Annotated in this window: 16 protein-coding genes and 2 tRNA genes; 6 read left to right on the top strand and 12 right to left on the bottom strand. The window is 62.8% G+C overall.

Annotated features, from left to right (window positions below; genetic code table 11):
* The first annotated feature begins 334 nt into the window (after nt 1-334).
* Both QD356_RS03195 and QD356_RS03190 read left to right on the top strand, forming a co-directional pair.
* A complete protein-coding gene (locus QD356_RS03195; protein ID WP_192837947.1) occupies nt 335-832 on the top strand; it encodes a hypothetical protein in 498 nt (165 codons plus the stop codon).
* 398 nt (nt 833-1,230) lie between these two features.
* Nucleotides 1,231-2,394 (top strand): NADH:flavin oxidoreductase, encoded by a 1,164-nt coding sequence (locus QD356_RS03190; RefSeq protein ID WP_192837946.1) that lies wholly within the window; start codon nt 1,231-1,233, stop codon nt 2,392-2,394.
* 111 nt (nt 2,395-2,505) lie between these two features.
* Here QD356_RS03190 and rlmF read toward each other — a convergent pair whose 3' ends face one another.
* The 4 genes from rlmF to QD356_RS03170 all read right to left on the bottom strand — a co-directional run bounded on the left by rlmF (nt 2,506) and on the right by QD356_RS03170 (nt 5,843).
* Nucleotides 2,506-3,672, bottom strand: a complete 1,167-nt coding sequence (gene rlmF, locus QD356_RS03185; protein ID WP_192837945.1) for a 23S rRNA (adenine(1618)-N(6))-methyltransferase RlmF — start codon at nt 3,670-3,672, stop codon at nt 2,506-2,508.
* 86 nt (nt 3,673-3,758) lie between these two features.
* Nucleotides 3,759-4,640, bottom strand: coding sequence for a siderophore-iron reductase FhuF (gene fhuF / locus QD356_RS03180; RefSeq protein ID WP_192837944.1), 882 nt, complete (start codon nt 4,638-4,640; stop codon nt 3,759-3,761).
* A 141-nt stretch (nt 4,641-4,781) separates the two neighbouring features.
* Nucleotides 4,782-5,177 (bottom strand): DUF393 domain-containing protein, encoded by a 396-nt coding sequence (locus QD356_RS03175; protein ID WP_153635436.1) that lies wholly within the window; start codon nt 5,175-5,177, stop codon nt 4,782-4,784.
* Between the two features lie 69 nt (nt 5,178-5,246).
* The gene (locus QD356_RS03170) at nt 5,247-5,843 is read right to left on the bottom strand and encodes a RimK/LysX family protein (RefSeq protein ID WP_052384744.1); all 597 of its coding nucleotides are present in this window, start codon (nt 5,841-5,843) and stop codon (nt 5,247-5,249) included.
* Between the two features lie 281 nt (nt 5,844-6,124).
* On the opposite strand from QD356_RS03170, the gene QD356_RS03165 reads away from it, so the two are divergent.
* Entirely contained in the window at nt 6,125-6,811 is a 687-nt protein-coding gene (locus QD356_RS03165) for a DUF4396 domain-containing protein (RefSeq protein WP_192837943.1), read from the top strand.
* A 203-nt stretch (nt 6,812-7,014) separates the two neighbouring features.
* Here QD356_RS03165 and QD356_RS03160 read toward each other — a convergent pair whose 3' ends face one another.
* From QD356_RS03160 to QD356_RS03135, 6 genes are all read right to left on the bottom strand, one after another.
* Entirely contained in the window at nt 7,015-7,743 is a 729-nt protein-coding gene (locus QD356_RS03160) for a YebC/PmpR family DNA-binding transcriptional regulator (RefSeq protein WP_054557332.1), read from the bottom strand.
* A gap of 205 nt (nt 7,744-7,948) precedes the next feature.
* Nucleotides 7,949-8,302: a TusE/DsrC/DsvC family sulfur relay protein gene (locus tag QD356_RS03155; protein WP_043335059.1), complete on the bottom strand. Its 354-nt coding sequence runs from the start codon at nt 8,300-8,302 to the stop codon at nt 7,949-7,951.
* Nucleotides 8,303-8,358: 56 nt separating this feature from the next.
* Nucleotides 8,359-8,649 carry a sulfurtransferase complex subunit TusB gene (tusB, locus tag QD356_RS03150; RefSeq protein ID WP_043335056.1) on the bottom strand — a complete coding sequence of 97 codons (291 nt, stop codon included), beginning with the start codon at nt 8,647-8,649 and terminating at the stop codon, nt 8,359-8,361.
* Between the two features lie 121 nt (nt 8,650-8,770).
* Nucleotides 8,771-9,181 carry a sulfurtransferase complex subunit TusC gene (tusC, locus tag QD356_RS03145; protein WP_225996389.1) on the bottom strand — a complete coding sequence of 137 codons (411 nt, stop codon included), beginning with the start codon at nt 9,179-9,181 and terminating at the stop codon, nt 8,771-8,773.
* A 52-nt stretch (nt 9,182-9,233) separates the two neighbouring features.
* Entirely contained in the window at nt 9,234-9,623 is a 390-nt protein-coding gene (gene tusD, locus QD356_RS03140) for a sulfurtransferase complex subunit TusD (RefSeq protein WP_043335054.1), read from the bottom strand.
* A gap of 127 nt (nt 9,624-9,750) precedes the next feature.
* Nucleotides 9,751-10,419, bottom strand: a complete 669-nt coding sequence (locus tag QD356_RS03135) for a Bax inhibitor-1/YccA family protein (RefSeq protein ID WP_054557334.1) — start codon at nt 10,417-10,419, stop codon at nt 9,751-9,753.
* A 254-nt stretch (nt 10,420-10,673) separates the two neighbouring features.
* Here QD356_RS03135 and QD356_RS03130 point away from each other — a divergent pair.
* The 3 genes from QD356_RS03130 (at nt 10,674) to QD356_RS03120 (ending at nt 12,508) form a co-directional block, all read left to right on the top strand.
* Nucleotides 10,674-10,764, top strand: a tRNA-Ser gene (locus QD356_RS03130).
* Between the two features lie 219 nt (nt 10,765-10,983).
* Nucleotides 10,984-11,074, top strand: a tRNA-Ser gene (locus QD356_RS03125).
* 222 nt (nt 11,075-11,296) lie between these two features.
* Nucleotides 11,297-12,508 (top strand): DEAD/DEAH box helicase, encoded by a 1,212-nt coding sequence (locus tag QD356_RS03120; protein ID WP_192837942.1) that lies wholly within the window; start codon nt 11,297-11,299, stop codon nt 12,506-12,508.
* Nucleotides 12,509-12,653: 145 nt separating this feature from the next.
* Here QD356_RS03120 and QD356_RS03115 read toward each other — a convergent pair whose 3' ends face one another.
* Together QD356_RS03115 and QD356_RS03110 are read right to left on the bottom strand one after the other, a co-directional pair.
* A complete protein-coding gene (locus QD356_RS03115; protein ID WP_192837941.1) occupies nt 12,654-13,778 on the bottom strand; it encodes a GGDEF domain-containing protein in 1,125 nt (374 codons plus the stop codon).
* 197 nt (nt 13,779-13,975) lie between these two features.
* Nucleotides 13,976-15,685: a potassium/proton antiporter gene (locus QD356_RS03110; RefSeq protein ID WP_131431696.1), complete on the bottom strand. Its 1,710-nt coding sequence runs from the start codon at nt 15,683-15,685 to the stop codon at nt 13,976-13,978.
* Nucleotides 15,686-15,802: the final 117 nt, after the last annotated feature.

Below are 15,802 nucleotides of genomic sequence, written 5' to 3'. Positions count from 1 at the left end.
CTGCCCTTTTGCCATCACAAGTGTCTGATCGATCGCGTGTCGGCTGCGCCTCAATCGAGTGAGCAAGACACGCCACCCTCCCCGTCGAGAGCGCCCGTCGCCACGGCCAATTATTGAACAAGAGTTGAATTCGCGCCGCGTGCCCCGATAACTGTTCTATCGATTACCTGGCGCGCAACGCCGAGTTGCAGTCACTCACGTCACCCTCTCATGTCTGGCATCGTGCGCTCGCAAGCTGGCGCAGCATTCGCCGACACCTCATACGTCGCCGGTGAATCCCTCACCCGCGCGGCTGCCGACACCGGCAGCCAGACCCGCAAGGAGTCCCCTCATCATGTTCTACAAGACCTCGACAGACATCGCTGACGACAACGCCTCTCTCAATGGCCAGCGCTCCGGCCTTCTCTCAGGCCAGCGCCCTGCCGCGAGCGCCCGCCTGCGCCGTGGCATCGGCGCCGCCGCAGTGATGCTGGGCCTGCTGGGCCTCTCCTCGGCCCAGGCCTTCGACGAGATGAACACCGAGACAGGGACCAGCGGCGCGGCCTCTTCCCAGCATTCCTCGCAGGGCCAGCCTACGCCCAGCCACTCCAAGCGCACCGCGGACGGCGCAGCTGACAACGGCGCGCACTATCAACAGAACGAACAGCCCGAAGCACGCCAGCAAGCCAAGGACAACGCCACGCGCCAGGTACAGAAAAGCCTCGATGGCGGCGAGATCGGCAGCCAGGGCGGCCGACACGCCAACACTGGCCAGGCCAAGCCGACCGAGAACTGGTTCGGCTGCCCGCCCTCCGGCAGCAGCAAGCAGAACGCCCAGTGCGACGGCAAGTGATCAACAGCACGGAGCACTCGCCATAGGCACGATTGGCGCTGATGACGCAGGCCCCGCAACCCACGGTTGCGGGGCCTGCGTCGTTGCGCGCATATGCTTATGTGCATGGAAAGCAGCACTGCGTTGCCACTTCATGCAGCAACCCTGAATTATTTGAAAAAAGTCTCGCAAATTCAGTCAATTACATGCACAGGTTGTCAAAACGACAACACTCTCCTTCCAGCGTTCCGGCTTGTGACACCCAGGTGCGGCAGGCACGATATAGGGCATGCAGATGATCCGTCGATCATTCATTCAGGCCACCGCTTTGCGTCGATCTTCACCTCTTTGTGCACGCAGACGCTCAGGGCCTACGACCGGATACGACAGCGGAATGCTTTCCGCGGGAGACGTACTAGATGACAGACACCACCGCACTGTTTACCCCCCATGCCTTCGCCGGGCTGGAGCTCAGCAATCGCCTGGTGCTCGCCCCGATGACGCGTACCAGCGCGCAGGATGACGGCCAGGTGCACTTTGACATGGTCGATTACTATCGCGATTTCGCGCGGGGCAACTTCTCGCTGCTGATCACCGAAGGCATCTACACCGATGAAGCCTTCAGCCAGGGTTACGCCAACCAACCGGGGCTGGCCAACCAGGCGCAGCAGGACAGCTGGCGTCCGGTGGTCGACGCCGTGCATCAACAAGGTGGCCGTATCATCGCCCAGCTGATGCATGCCGGCGCCCAGACCCAGCACAACCGCTTCAAGGATGAGGTCGTCGCCCCCTCCGAGAGCCGCGCCAGTGGCGAGATGCTCAGCTTCTACGGTGGCTCCGGCCCCTTCCCGCTGGCCCGCGAGATCAGCGAAGCGGAAATCCATGATGCGATCGCCGGCTTTGCCACCAGCGCCCGTCGCGCCAAGGAAGCCGGCTTCGATGGTATCGAGCTGCATGGTGCCAACGGCTACCTGATCCACCAGTTCATCAGTGAGCGCTTCAATCAGCGTGACGATGCCTGGGGCGGCGACGCCATCGCGCGTCTGGCCTTCCCGCTGGCGGTCATCCGCAGCGTGCGTGAAGCAGTCGGCGCCGATTTCGCCATCGGCATTCGCCTGTCCCAGGGCACCGTGACTGAGCCGGACCTCACCTGGCAGGGCGGGCCTGACAAGGCCCGCGAGCGCTTCGCCAAGCTGATGGAGGCCGGGCTGGATTTCCTGCACCTGACCGGCAGCGATGTCGATGCTCCCGCCTTCCCCGAGGCAGACGACGAGCGCGAGCGCAGCCTCAGCCTGACCGCACTGGCGGCACAGGTGCGCAGCGAGAAGGCCGCCGAGGTGAGCCTGATCACCAATGGCAATGTCGCCAACGTCGCGAAGGCGCAGGCCGCCCTGCAGCACGCGGACCTGGTCGCCATCGGTCGCTCGGCGCTGGCCAATCATGACTGGCCCAAGCGCGTACAACGCGGCACCTGCCTCACCGAGTTCGACTTCTCGATGCTGTCGCCGCTGGCCACGCTGGCCAACGAGGAAGACTGGCGCATCGCCAATGACAAGCCTGCCAACTGCGAGGGTCGCTGCTGATAGCGGCTGACAGGCAAGACGCAAGGAGCCCCGCCAGTTCACTGGCGGGGCTCCTTGCGTTGGGGGGCTGACCTCTTCTGGACCTGACCTGACTTCAGCGCGGCAGACGCTTCACTTCCCTTGCCAGTGATCCCGCCCCCACTGCCGACGCTGGTCGGGCGTGAGATACGACCAGGCGACGAAGCGGCTGACCTTCTGCCCCTGGGACATCTCGATCACCCTGACCTCGCTGGCGCCACTGCGCTTGAGGGCTTTCCTGATGCCGGTCAGGCTCGCCGAATGCGCGACCAGCGAGGTGAACCACAGGCACTGCGAGGCGACGTTGCGGCTCTCCTGGATCATGCGGGTGACGAAGGATTCTTCCCCGCCCGGACACCAGAGCTCGGCTGCCTGACCCGCGAAATTCAGCGCAGGCGCAGTGCGTGACCCACCCTTGCGTGAGGCATTGCCGCGCTGCCGGCGCGACTTGTCGAGCCCGCGCCATTTGCGCTGCGATTCCCGCGCCATATCGGCTTCACTGGCATGGAACGGCGGATTGCACAGCACCAGATCAAAACGCTCATCCGCGCCCCAGATACCAGCGAAGTGACGCGTGCGATCGGCCTGCAGACGCACCTCGATCTGGCCCTTGAGGCGCACATTGGCGCTCACAATCGCGCGAGCCGAGTCGATCGCCTGCGCGCTGATATCACTGCCGACCATCTGCCAGCCAAAGCTGCGATTGCCCAGCAGGGGGTAGATGAGGTTGGCGCCGGTGCCGATATCCAGCGCGCGCACGTGCTCACCCGCCGGCAGCTGACCGCCATTCGCCTCACTGATCAGGTCCGCCAGATAATGCAGATAATCGGCGCGCCCGGGGATGGGCGGACACAGATAGCCGGCAGGAATGTCCCAATGGGCGATGCCGTAATGGCGACTCAACAAGGCCCGATTGAGCGCCTTGACCGCCACGGGATCGGCGAAGTCGATGGACTCGCTGCCAGCAGGTGTCTTGATCACGAAGGCCGCCAGTGCCGGGCTCGCCTTGACCAGCGCGGCCATGTCATAGCGCCCACGATGCGGGTTGCGGGGGTGCAGCTGACCCTTGCGAGCCGGGGTCAGCTTGATGGCAGGCGCTTGGACGGAAGGCGCCTTGGCCGCGCTGGGCTTCTCGCGCGCGGCCGGATCACGACGGCCAGCCGGGGCGGCCTGCTGACGTCTGTCAGCCGAGTCGTGTCGGGGGGATGCGCCGGACTTGGCGAGGGGAGCACCGCGTGGGCGGCGCGAAGACGAGGACATGACGACATACCGGACAATGACAGGGGGCGCCATCTTACCAGAGGGCGCCGTTCAACACAGACCGCTGCCGCTCAGAACGCTGCCTATCAGGACAGGTCGCTACCGATCAGCGCTGCGCGCGAGTTGGCACGCTGATCGACCCGACGCGTCTGGGCACGGCGGGCCGTGGCGCGCTCGATGCTCAGCGGACAATTGCTGCAATAGCCCAGACACTCGATGCGATAACGCACGCAGCATACCTTGCGCGGCGTATGCCGTTCGCCGTGGCGGTCCATCACGTCGCTGACCGGCTGATAGAGCGGATTGCGCCGCCCGTCGGCCAGAATTCTGGTCGCCATCAGCTGACGTGCCGGCGCCGCCTGCGCGACCCAGCCCTGCTCTTCCAGCATGCCGACGATATAGACGAAGTAATGTGCCGCGTTGCTCCAGAAGACCTTGGGCCCCAGCGCAGTGTGCGGCACCAGGCGCTCGATGACGGCCTCAAGATGCGCCAGGTAGCCCTGAAAGCGCGCCTGGAGACGCGTCACCTCATCGGCCGACTCGATCTCCGCCGGGAGGCTTGTGCCCTGCCCCGCCGCATCATCGAGTATCAGCTGCGTGACCACGCCATGCTCGCCAAGGCGCAGCGAAAGATGTCGCAGCTCCAGCGGCAGTTGATGATCCAGCAGCAGGTTGGCCGCCAGCGGCAGCGATACCATCGAGGACAACAGGTACTTGGACCACTGGGAAAGCAGCGCCTGCTCATCGGGAGCGCTGTGGTGAGAGGCGGCGTCTGCCGGGCCGGTCTCGTACTGCATGCCATGCGCGGCGATGCACGCCGCCAGCCACCCAGGGCTGAGCACATCGCGCGCCGGTACTACACGCTGAAGCGACGCCTCATCACCTGCCTGCACCTGAGCGTAGGTAGTGATCAGGTCCCGATAGGCAACCATCGGACCGGCAAAGAGCGGGGAAAGCGCGTCGATCATCGGGAAGCTCGCAGACGTGAAGAAACAGACAGTGCCTCACATACTAACGAAAACTATTAGCATTTGCATATCAAAAAAGCATGATGAACCAGCAGGGCTTGCAATGGGGCTTCCAGCTCGCTGCGTCGGGCTCGCCAGCACTCACAGCCTGCCGTCCCGACACAGCCGACGACGCACCCAGGCATCGTAGACTCGCGTCAGCGCCGGCTCGATCAGCGGCCGCGTGATCAGCCACCCCAGCCAGGCAAGACCGGGGATGCGCGCAAGCAGCAGGCGATACGCCGGCATGCCCTCACGGATCTGCCCTTGCGCTGTCTCGACATGCAACGACAGCAATGCCTGCTTAAGCCCGATGCCACGAGCGGCGAGATGCTCGGCGTTATCCGTCGCATCCCACCACTCCACATTGGCGTCTTGGCGCGACAGCCGCTCGTAGCGGGCGCGTTCACGACGACACACCGGGCAGCGCGCGTCGTAGTAGATCCTGATGAGTGGCAAACCGTCACGCTGAGGTTGCTGGCTGGCGGTGTCCGACATGCTGGCCTCCCTCTTGTGATGAATGTGCGCGGTGCGCGTTTCTCAATGAGCGTTCAGCGCGACATCAGATCAGGACGCCGCGCCGATGCGATCGGAATACTCCTTGTCTTCATAGCGATGCAGCGGCGCGTCCTCGGCACAGTCCGGGCTGGTCTGGAAGGTCTTGCGCACATCGAGTACGCCCAGGCTCTGGATGGTGCGGCGCCCCAGCAGCACCGGGTAATTCATGCCGTCACGATCGCGCAGACTGAACTGCTCCTCGTAGCGCTCGCCGCCCATGCACAGCGTCATCAGCACCACCGGGCGCGTATCGCGTCCGCCTGCGCCGGACACCGTCAGGTCGCGATACAGGGGGCGCTCGAAGGTGTTCTCGACCTTGTCACCCTTGGCTTCGTCCTCGACTTCCACATCGAAACGCACCCACTCCTCGTCATCACGCTCGAAGGTCTCGATATTCTCGGCATGCATCGAGGAGGTCAGCGCGCCGCTATCCAGCTTGGCCTTCACCATCACGCCCCACGGCTCGATGGTCGCCTTTTCCACCCAGCCGAAGACCTTGTCGTCTGCCGCCTGGGCCACGGCTGGCGCGGCGAGCGAGGCAATCAAGCCGACACCGGCGAATTGACGGGCGGCGCGCGCAAGGGATGTAGCAGCGTGTCTCGACATGGTGACTCCTGGAAAAAGTGGCGACATTGCAAGGGCAATGCCCGACATCCTTCACCATGGAGGCTTGCGCCAAGGTTAACAAGGCGTGAGAACACACCCTCGTCTGTCACCCTGTCAGGCGAAAGCAACGGCCGGTTGCGAGCAGGCGATGACAGGCCACCCTTGATATGGCGCGCTGCCCCCACCAGCTATCAAGGAGGGCCGCGTCATCAGCGTACTGCTATCAGCGCATTGCTATCGGCGCACGGCCATCTACGACATCCACTCGACAGGAGGTCACCATGCAAGATCTATTACGTGAGTCACTTTCCCACTGGAGCCTGCTGCTGTGCTGGCTGTTGCTGATGGTACCGGCGCTGATCTGGGTCGTGCGTGACCTGACCACGAAGAATGCCCATCTGGCCCCGATGATGAAGTGGGTGTGGGGGCTGACCACACTCTACTCCGGCGTGGTGGGATTGCTGGTCTATCGCTTTGCCGGGCGTCGCCAGATCGCCGCCAACGGTGATGCCCGCAAGGGACTGAGAAGTGTCGCGCACTGCTATTCGGGCTGCGGACTGGGGGAATTCGTCGGCGTCAGCCTGGCGGTGGGCCTGTTGGCCATGGGCAATATCTCCACCGCGATCATCACCTTCCTCTTCGCCTACCTGTTCGGCTTCCTGCTGACGGTCGGCCCGATGCTGCAGGGCGGCAGTGATGACAAGCCGCAGGTAATTCGTGATGCCTTCAAGAGCGAGACGGCCTCCATCGTGGTGATGGAAGTGGTGGCGATCTCCGTGGACCTCTGGCTTGCGGGCGGCGCCGGCATGCATCAGCCGCTGTTCTGGAACTCGCTGATCATTTCCTTGAGTCTGGGGCTGCTCGCCGCCTGGCCCGTCAACGTCTGGCTGGTGAAGCACGGCGTCAAGGGTGGCATGGCGGACCCACGCGAGACGGACCCGCAAGCGCAGCACCATGCACATTGCTGAAGCGCGCGCACTGCTGAGGCGCGCGCACTGTCGATACGTGCAGAGTGTCGAAACGTGCAGGGTGTCAAAACGTGCAGAGTGTCGAGACATGAAAAAGCCCCGTCGGCATGCCGATGGGGCTTTTTTCTGACTGACCTCTCACACTGACATTCGCATCCCAGTCAGCGTGAAGCTGTCAGTCGCATCACGTTCAAGACGCTGACTTAGACGAACTCGCCGTTGTGATAGACCTGCTGCACGTCTTCACAATCATCCAGCAGCTCGAGCATCTTGTTGAGCAGCTCGGCGTCATCGCCGCCGACTTCGGTATGGATCTGCGGAATGAAGCTGATCTCATCGACTTCGAAGTCGAGGTCTTCACCGTAGATGTCGGTCAGCGCACCCTTGGCCTTGAAGTACTCGGTCGTCGGCGCGAGAACCGTGATGATGCCTTCGTCGAGCTCGATATCACTGACATCGACGTCGGCTTCCATCAGCGCTTCCAGGACCTTTTCCTCGTCCTCTTCCGCGCCCTTGAAGGCCAGGATGGCGCGGTGGTCGAACATGTGCGACACCGAACCCTGCGCGCCCAGCTTGCCCTTGCCCTTGTTGAAGCAGGTGCGGACTTCGCCGAAGGTGCGGTTGTTGTTGTCGGTCAGACAATCAACGATGACCATGACGTTGCCCGGACCAAAGCCTTCATAGCGCGCCAGAGCGAAGTCTTCGCCGCCGGTGCCCTTGGCCTTGTCGATCGCCTTGTCGATGACGTGAGTCGGCACCTGGTCCTTCTTGGCCTTCTCGATGAGACGACGCAGGCTCAGGTTGCCGTTGGGGTCGAGGCCACCGCTCTTGGCCGAGACGTAAATCTCGCGCCCGTAACGTGAATACACGCGTGCCTTGTTGAGAGAGGTACGCGCCATTGATTCTTTACGGTTCTGGAATGCTCTTCCCATGCAAGTCGACTCTTGTCCGCCTGAATTCAAATGCCCTTGCGACCATGTCGCGGGACCTGAAGCAGCATCGGCCTCCTGGCCGACACCGCAACGCTGTGACGAATAGTAACGCAGACAACGCCGTACGTCGCCATCCCTGCCGGGTCTTGCGCGTTGAGCGCAGCGCACCACGACGGGCAAGACGACTCAGGCATGCGACTGACCGTCACAGACAGTTGGTCGGCTTGGGCAGCCCGGCGATGCGCGCGCCCACCTTGGGCGGGCTGTCCGGGAACAGCCGCATCAGATGCAGCGAGCGACCCTTGTCGGGGCCAAACCGCTGGGTCATCGCCTTGCTCAGCGGGCGCATGGCCGGCGAGAGCGAGAAGCGCTGATAGAAGTCGCGCAACACCTCGATCACCTCCCAGTGCTCCGGCGTCAGTTCACGCCCCTCCTCGGCGGCCAGCATTTCCGCCAGCGCCGGGCTCCAGTCATCCAGATCGACCAGATAACCTTCCGCATCCAGTCCGATATCACGCCCATCAAGCGTCAGTGTGCGCACCGCTTCACTACTGGCCATACAGATCCTGATTCACTGTCTTGCATGAAAATTGAAAGGGAGAAGCGTCTGGCGCCTCAGAACCAGCTGACGGTCTTGTCGGCGGCCTCGGTCAGGGCGACGAAACCGTCGACGTCGACCACGATGACGTTCTCCGCGCAGCGCCCCAGCAGGCCGCGGGACTCGAGGTCTTCGCGCAACGCGAACAGCCGTCCCTCAAGCCCGGCAAGGTGCTGCTCGGCGTTGTCGAGGGCGCCATTGACGCCATCCTCGATCAACAGCAGCTGGTCTTCCGGACCCATGGCATTGAGCACATCATCATGGATGCGGCTGGAGAATGGCGAACGATTGAGTAGATGTAGATTCATGCAATTATCCAGGCAAGGGAAGCTGGGACTGCCACTGGCCATCAATCAAGAGATATCAATGACATGGCATCAGGAAACTGATGCGAGCATATCAGTCGCCAGCGTTGGCGGCAGTGACGTGTCAGAAGCTCAACACGCGCGAGAACGCGGTCGTCAGCGCGACCTCCTCGTCGTGCTCGAGCAGCGTGACCGGCAACAGCGTGACATCCTGCGCTGTCAGGCCGCGTGCGCGCAGGGCCGCCGCATCGACGTAGCAGCGCTCGACGTCATACATCTCAAGCGCCGCCAGCAGGTTGTCACTGCCCTTCTGCCCCAGCGGCCCGACCTGCTGCCCTTCCAGCAGCGCCATCACGCCATCGCCGGTGAACAGCAACCCGACCTCGCGCCCGAAGGCCGCCGCGACCATCGCCGCCTCCAGTCCCTCGCGCAGCCAGCTGCTGCCATGCGGGCCATGGCGCAGCATGACCAGCAGATCACCGGCGGCTATCCCGGCGTCATCGCCTGCTGGGGCTGCCGTCATCACATCGCTCATGGTCTGCTCCTCACTCGATAAGTGACATCATCAGTGACGACAAGAAATGACGTCATGCAAAGGTGATCAGGTGGTCATTGTCCAGCGTCGCCTCGACCAGCTGGCCCAGCCCCGTCAGCTCGAACGGCGCCTCGAGGGTATGCCCCTGCTTGCCATGCCGCGCCGCTTCGCGCTCATCGAGCATGCCGCGTCTCAGGCCCGCCGCGACACACACCTGCAGGCGGGTGGCGTGATTCTCGGCAAGCGACAGCCAGCGATCGCGCAGATGCGGCTCGTCCTGGGGCGGTGCCATCATGTTGGCGGCGTTGTAGACGCCATCGTGATAGAAGAACACCGTGGTCAGCTGATGGCCGCGCGCCAGCAGGGCGTCGGCAAAGCGCAGCGCCGAATGGCTGGCCTGCTGGCTGTAGGGGCCGCCGTAGACGGCCAGAGCATAACGCATGCGAACCTCGTGTGACTGCTCATGAATGGGCGCCATTCTAGCGCGTGTCACGCCACCTGACACCCGAACGCAAACGACCCCGCCGAGGCGGGGTCGTTTGCAGGTCTCATGTTCCTTCGCTTGACGATCAATCGTCGGAAGCGAAGCCCAGCAGGGCCAGCAGGCTGACGAACATGTTGTAGATGGAGACGTACAGGCTCACCGTCGCCAGCAGGTAGTTGGTCTGCCCGCCGTGGATGATCTGGCTGGTCTCGAACAGGATCGCCGCGGAGGCGAACAGCACGAAACCGGCGGAGACGGCCAGTGCCAGGCCGCTGATGTTGAAGATCATCGCTGCCAGCATCGCCAGAATCAGCACGATGGCGCCAGCGAACAGGAAGTTGCCAAGGAACGAGAAGTCCTTGCGCGTCACCAGTGCTACCGCGGACAGGCCGGCGAAGGTGATGCCGGTCATGCCGAGCGCGGTCATCACCAGCTGGCCGCCGTTGGGCAGGCTCAGGTAGGCATTCAGTACCGGACCGAGCGTGAAGCCCATGAAGCCGGTGAAGGCGAAGGTCGCGAAGATGCCGGCGGTGGAGTTCGCGGTCTTGTGGACCAGGAACATCAGGCCGTAGGCACCGATCAGCAGCACGAAGATGTTCATGCGGCCGACGCCCATGCTCATCGCCACGCCAGCGGTCAGCGCGGAGAACAGCAGCGTCATTGCCAGCATCATGTAAGTGTTGCGCAGTACCTTGTGAGTACTGAGCGAGCGGCTCGCGGTATCCTGCGAGACCTGCCAGGAGCTGTTAGCCATGGTGTCTATCCTCAGGTTGCTACGATGGATTCATCGATTTGACCCCAGCATGCCCTCAGGGGTTTGCCTAATCAAGAGACAGAACGATGAAAAGCCCTATTGAGGCAACCATCCGGCGCGTGCAAGGCAACGACATCGTCAGTCTCCGCAGCCATTGTGGCATGTGCGACCTTTCAAGCATCTGAACGACAAGGAAATTTACGCCAAGTCCTTGACCCTGACTGAAAAATCCGTAGTATTTCATCCCGTGAGTCGGAGGGATGGCAGAGCGGTTGAATGCACCGGTCTTGAAAACCGGCGTAGGTTAATAGCCTACCCAGGGTTCGAATCCCTGTCCCTCCACCACCTTGATTCCGAAAGCCCCGTCTACCTCAGGTAGGCGGGGCTTTTTCGTGGCCTGAGTCATGACCTGATTCATGGTCTGGTGCCAGCAGGCGGCTCCGGCGGCCTCACCCCGGCGCCATCCTGCTGCAAGTGATTGTCCGCGATGGCTTTTCCGAAGATTTTTCTTCGCCTAGCTCTTGCTATTCTCATCAGGTTCGGTAGTATTTCGCTCCGTGAGTCGGAGGGATGGCAGAGCGGTTGAATGCACCGGTCTTGAAAACCGGCGTAGGTTAATAGCCTACCCAGGGTTCGAATCCCTGTCCCTCCACCACCTTGAATTCCGAAAGCCCCGTCTACTTCAGGTAGGCGGGGCTTTTTCATTGTTGCCGCGCAGCGCCCATCGCCGCCACTTCGCTACCCTGCCTGAGCAGCGATGGCCAATGATGCGCCGGGCCGTCAGCGGACTTTCGGCTACAGTGAGCATCACTGCGCCAGACATTCCTTGCCGCAGAATGTGCGCTTGCCCCTCCCCCTTTAGACAAGTCGAGACACCATGCCATTTTCTGCCCTTGGTTTGAGCGATTCCATCGTCAAGGCCGTCACCGAGCAAGGCTACCAGACCCCGACTCCCATCCAGGAGAAGGCGATCCCCGTCGTGCTGGCCGGTGACAACCTGATCGCCGCCGCCCAGACGGGTACCGGCAAGACGGCAAGCTTCGTGCTGCCCATCCTGCAGACCCTGCAGCAGGCGCCCAAGGTACGCGCCAAGCGCGTACATGCCGTCATCCTGACGCCGACGCGGGAGCTGGCGATTCAGGTCGAAGACAACATCCAGCACTACTCCAGGTATCTGGAAGTCAGCTCCATGGCGATGTATGGCGGCGTGGAGATCGAACCCCAGCAACAGCGCCTGATCGAGGGCGTGGACATCCTGGTGGCGACGCCCGGCCGCCTGCTGGATATGCTGACCCGCCGCGCGATCCACCTCGACGAGACACGCACCCTCGTCATCGACGAAGCGGACCGCATGCTCGACATGGGCTTCATCGCCGATATCAACAAGATCGTCGAGAAGCTGCCCAGGGAGCGCCAGAACCTGCTGTTCTCGGCCACGCTCTCGGCCCAGGTGCGCGTGCTCGCCAAGACCGCTGTGACGGACGCCGTCGAGATCATGGTCGCACCGGAGAACATCACCGCGCCGGATATCAGCCAGTATCTGATCACGGTCGACAAGGAGTTCAAGTCCGCCCTTCTGAGCCATCTGATTCACGAGAAACAGTGGCAGCAGGCGCTGATCTTCATCGAGACCAAGCGTGGCGCCGCCAAGCTGGTGAGTCAGCTGGAGAAGCGTGACATCGCCGCCGAGTCCTTCCACAGCGGTCGCAGCCAGGCAATGCGCGAGCAGCTGCTGGCCGACTTCAAGGCCGGCACCATCAAGTATCTCGTGGCCACCGGCGTTGCCGCGCGGGGCATCGACATCGATGACCTCCAGCGCGTGGTCAACTATGACCTGCCGGACGCCGCCGAGGATTATGTCCACCGCATCGGGCGTACCGGTCGTGCCGGAGCCAGCGGTGAAGCCATCTCGCTGGTCTCGCGTGATGACTTCCGCAACCTGTGCGCCATCGAGCAGCATCTGGGCTATTTCGTGACGCGCGAAGTCGTGGAAGGCTTTGCGCCCAAGCTCGCGGTGCCGGCCTCGAACAGCGACTATGCCCCCAAGTCCGCAAGCAAGGGCCGTCGTCGCCAGTCCAACCGCCGCTGACTCTTCTCAAGGCAAGCCTGATAACGCCCTGACACACGCACGCCCCCGGAGACATGAACGTCATTCTCCGGGGGCGTGCTGGGTTGTATACCAAGCTTTGTTCGCAAATCTCTATGCGCAAAGCTCTGCTTACAGAGCTTTGCGCTCAATTGATGACGGCGATGCCCGGCCCACCCACGGGGCCCAGCTGGGTGTCACTGACGAAGCCATTGCCGCCGTCCTGCTTGGCGCGGAACAGATTGACGTCGGCCTTGGCGATCAGGCCTTCCAGGTCCTTGTCGCCGGACTGGCGCTGGGCGACACCGATCGACAGATTGACATCCAGACTGTTGAGGCCGTCATTGATGACGAACGGCAACGCCGAGGCGCCCTTGCACAGACGCTCTGCCACCTGATCGACGCGCTCGCCATGCAGCCCCGGGCACAACAGCACGAACTCCTCGCCGCCATAGCGCCCGACCAGGTCCTCCCCGCGCAGGATGCTGCGCATGCGCCGCACCAGCTCCTTGAGCACCTGATCACCGGCCTGGCGACCCCAGGTCTCGTTGATCAGCGCCAGATGGTCGACATCGACCATCATCACGCTCAGCGCCCCGTTGTTGATCAACATGCCACGCCCGCTGTCGACCAGCTCGGCGCGACTCAGGGCGCCGGTCAGCGCATCGAAGCGCCCTCCCGTCTCGAAACGCTGCTGCAGGCGCTCCACCGACCAGCCCATCTGCACCAGCACCAGCGTGAAGAAGATGGTCAAGACGCCCAGATTGATGATGCGAAATGCCAGCATCCAACCAGCGGGCAGCGGATTGGTCGGCCCTTCCAGCATCAGGATGATGTAGGCCAGCAGCGGCATGCTCAGGCAGGCGGCACACAGAAGAACGCGCCGCATGAACGACATGCGGATCGAGTAGATGCACAGCAAGGCGCCGAAGTAGAAGTAGTCGAACCCGGCCTCCGAGCCGAAATAGCGCAGCGAGAAGCTGATCTGCGCGCAGGTGCCCAACGCCATCAGCGTGGCCGCCAGGGCTTCACGGCGAGCACGGTGCAGCTGCAGGCAGACCAGATCGACGATCAGCATCGCCAGATTCAGCGCCAGAATGCCCATCTCGCCCAGCCACAACAGCAGGATGGCGTAGAGCAGATGGCAACTGACCGCCAGCACGTAGACCACGTTGAAGGTAGCATGAAAGGTCTTCTCATCCGCCGTGAGTCCGGGCGGGAATTGCTCGAATCGTCGCAGAAAGCCCGCGAGATGAGGATGTGGGCTGGCCATGTAGTCACCTCCTTGTCGCTGGCCACAATCGGTGGCCAGGCGCTGTCACGGACAAATTGGCCTGACATCAACAGAATACGATATTGATGAGTCCAAACACGACGCCCCCATTACACGCAGTGCAATGGGGGCGTCGTAGTGTGTGAAGCGCAGGCGCAGGTGCAGACACAGGCTCAGGCCCTGACACGGACTCAGGCTCAGTGCAGTCGCAGGCCGACCTTGGTGATGCGATTGCCTTCCACCTCGTTCACCACCCAGTGGATGCCATGCCAGTCGACATCGTCGCCGACCACCGGCACCCCGCCGACCCGACGGGTGATGAACTCGGCGATGGTCAGGTGGTGCTCGCCCTGGGAGAGCGTCAAGCCGTAGACATCGGCGATATCCTGCATGTTGGCATCGCCTTCCAGCGTGAAGGTCCCGAAGAAGGCGCGCTGCTCGTGCTGCAGACTCTCGCCATTGAACATGCGGTTGAGGCTCGGCACATCACACGAGCGCCCCACCACGCACAGCACATCCTGCTGATGCAGACAGGTGCTGCCCTTGGGGTGGATCAGCACCTTATTGCGGAACAGCGCCCCTACCTTGGCCCCCGACGGGAAGCGCAACATGCGCAGCGCCACGCCTTCCAGCGCCGTGTTGTCGACGCGATAGACCAGCATCTCATAGTCATTGACCGGCATGATGCCGAGCAGGTTGCGGCGACTGGGCTGTGCGCCCGGTGGCACCACCACCCTCAGCTTGCGCGCCATCGGCGCCAGCGACGAGCCCTGCACCAGCAGCGAGATGATGACCACGAAGAAGGCGACATTGAAGTAGAGACCGGCATTCTCGACCCCGGTGATCACCGGGAAGATCGCCAGCACGATCGGCACCGCCCCTCGCAATCCGACCCAGCTGATGAACCACAACTCACGCCAGCGGAAGCGGAAGAACGGCTTGAGACACAGGATGACCGCCAGCGGGCGCACCACCAGAATCAACGCCACGCTGAGGATGGCGGCCGGCAGCGCGAACTGCAGCATGGTCGAGGGCGAGACCAAAAGGCCCAGCATCAGGAACAGCACGATCTGCGAGAGATGCGCCAGACCATCATGCACCGGCAGGATGTGCTCCAGATGCCGGCCGGGGTGATTGCCGATCATCAGGCCGCACAGATAGATGGCGAGGAAACCGCTGCCGCCCATCTCGTTGGTGGTGGCGAACAGGCTCAAGCCCAGCGCCAGCGCCAGCAGCGAATAGAGGCCGGGCGCGAGGTCCAGATAGCGCATCAGGCGGGCGATCAGCCAGCCGCCGGCGATGCCCATGGCGGCGCCGACACCGAACTGCAGCAGGAAGCTCATGATGCCCGACGCGACACCGGAGAGCTGACCGGTCAGGATCTCGGCCAGCGTGATGGTCAGGAAGATCGCCATCGGGTCGTTGGTGCCGGACTCGATTTCCAGCGTCGCACCGACACGCTCATTGAGGTGGACACCCTGGCCGCCCAGCAGCGAGAAGACCGCCGCGGCATCGGTGGAGCCGACGATGGCCCCGACCAGCAGGCCTTCGATCAGGGTGAGGTCAAACAGCCACATGGCCAGAAGGCCCACCAGGCCGCTGGTCATGAAGACCCCGACGGTGGCCAGCACCAGCGCCGGTTTCAGGCCGGCACGAAACGTGGACAGCCGTGTGCGCAGGCCGCCATCGAGCAAAATGAGCGCCAGCGCCAGGTTACCGATCATGTAAGCGGATGAGGCGTCGTCGAACTGGATGCCCAGCACGCCATCTTCACCCGCCAGCATGCCAAGGCCGAGGAACAGCAGTAGCAGCGGCATGCCAAGACGCGCCGAGACGCGGCTGGCCAACACGCTCAAGGCGATCAGCGTGCCTGCCAGCAAGAAATAATAATTCAGGTTCTCTACCACGAGTGCTCCCCCGCCAAGCCCTACATCAGATCTCGAGTGACGTCCACGACGACTCACCCACAGTATTCCATGTCAGCGATGGGGCTGCAGAGAAATTTCACACCTTTCATGTACTTG

This window comes from Cobetia sp. 2AS (assembly GCF_029846355.1).
Lineage (GTDB): Bacteria > Pseudomonadota > Gammaproteobacteria > Pseudomonadales > Halomonadaceae > Cobetia > Cobetia amphilecti.
The sequence above is the reverse complement of the archived record's forward strand: the minus strand, read 5'-3'. Positions and strand labels throughout refer to the sequence as shown.

Coding starts and splice junctions, on each gene's coding strand:
- fhuF (WP_192837944.1), bottom strand. CDS start 4,640: ATGATCGACGCGCTTTCCCCGCTCTTTGCCGGTCCGATGGTTGCCTAT.
- QD356_RS03120 (WP_192837942.1), top strand. CDS start 11,297: ATGCCATTTTCTGCCCTTGGTTTGAGCGATTCCATCGTCAAGGCCGTC.
- rlmF (WP_192837945.1), bottom strand. CDS start 3,672: ATGTCCTCGTCTTCGCGCCGCCCACGCGGTGCTCCCCTCGCCAAGTCC.
- QD356_RS03135 (WP_054557334.1), bottom strand. CDS start 10,419: ATGGCTAACAGCTCCTGGCAGGTCTCGCAGGATACCGCGAGCCGCTCG.
- QD356_RS03170 (WP_052384744.1), bottom strand. CDS start 5,843: ATGTCGAGACACGCTGCTACATCCCTTGCGCGCGCCGCCCGTCAATTC.
- QD356_RS03155 (WP_043335059.1), bottom strand. CDS start 8,302: ATGGCCAGTAGTGAAGCGGTGCGCACACTGACGCTTGATGGGCGTGAT.
- QD356_RS03160 (WP_054557332.1), bottom strand. CDS start 7,743: ATGGGAAGAGCATTCCAGAACCGTAAAGAATCAATGGCGCGTACCTCT.
- tusC (WP_225996389.1), bottom strand. CDS start 9,181: ATGAGCGATGTGATGACGGCAGCCCCAGCAGGCGATGACGCCGGGATA.
- tusD (WP_043335054.1), bottom strand. CDS start 9,623: ATGCGTTATGCTCTGGCCGTCTACGGCGGCCCCTACAGCCAGCAGGCC.
- QD356_RS03195 (WP_192837947.1), top strand. CDS start 335: ATGTTCTACAAGACCTCGACAGACATCGCTGACGACAACGCCTCTCTC.
- QD356_RS03175 (WP_153635436.1), bottom strand. CDS start 5,177: ATGTCGGACACCGCCAGCCAGCAACCTCAGCGTGACGGTTTGCCACTC.
- tusB (WP_043335056.1), bottom strand. CDS start 8,649: ATGAATCTACATCTACTCAATCGTTCGCCATTCTCCAGCCGCATCCAT.
- QD356_RS03115 (WP_192837941.1), bottom strand. CDS start 13,778: ATGGCCAGCCCACATCCTCATCTCGCGGGCTTTCTGCGACGATTCGAG.
- QD356_RS03165 (WP_192837943.1), top strand. CDS start 6,125: ATGCAAGATCTATTACGTGAGTCACTTTCCCACTGGAGCCTGCTGCTG.
- QD356_RS03190 (WP_192837946.1), top strand. CDS start 1,231: ATGACAGACACCACCGCACTGTTTACCCCCCATGCCTTCGCCGGGCTG.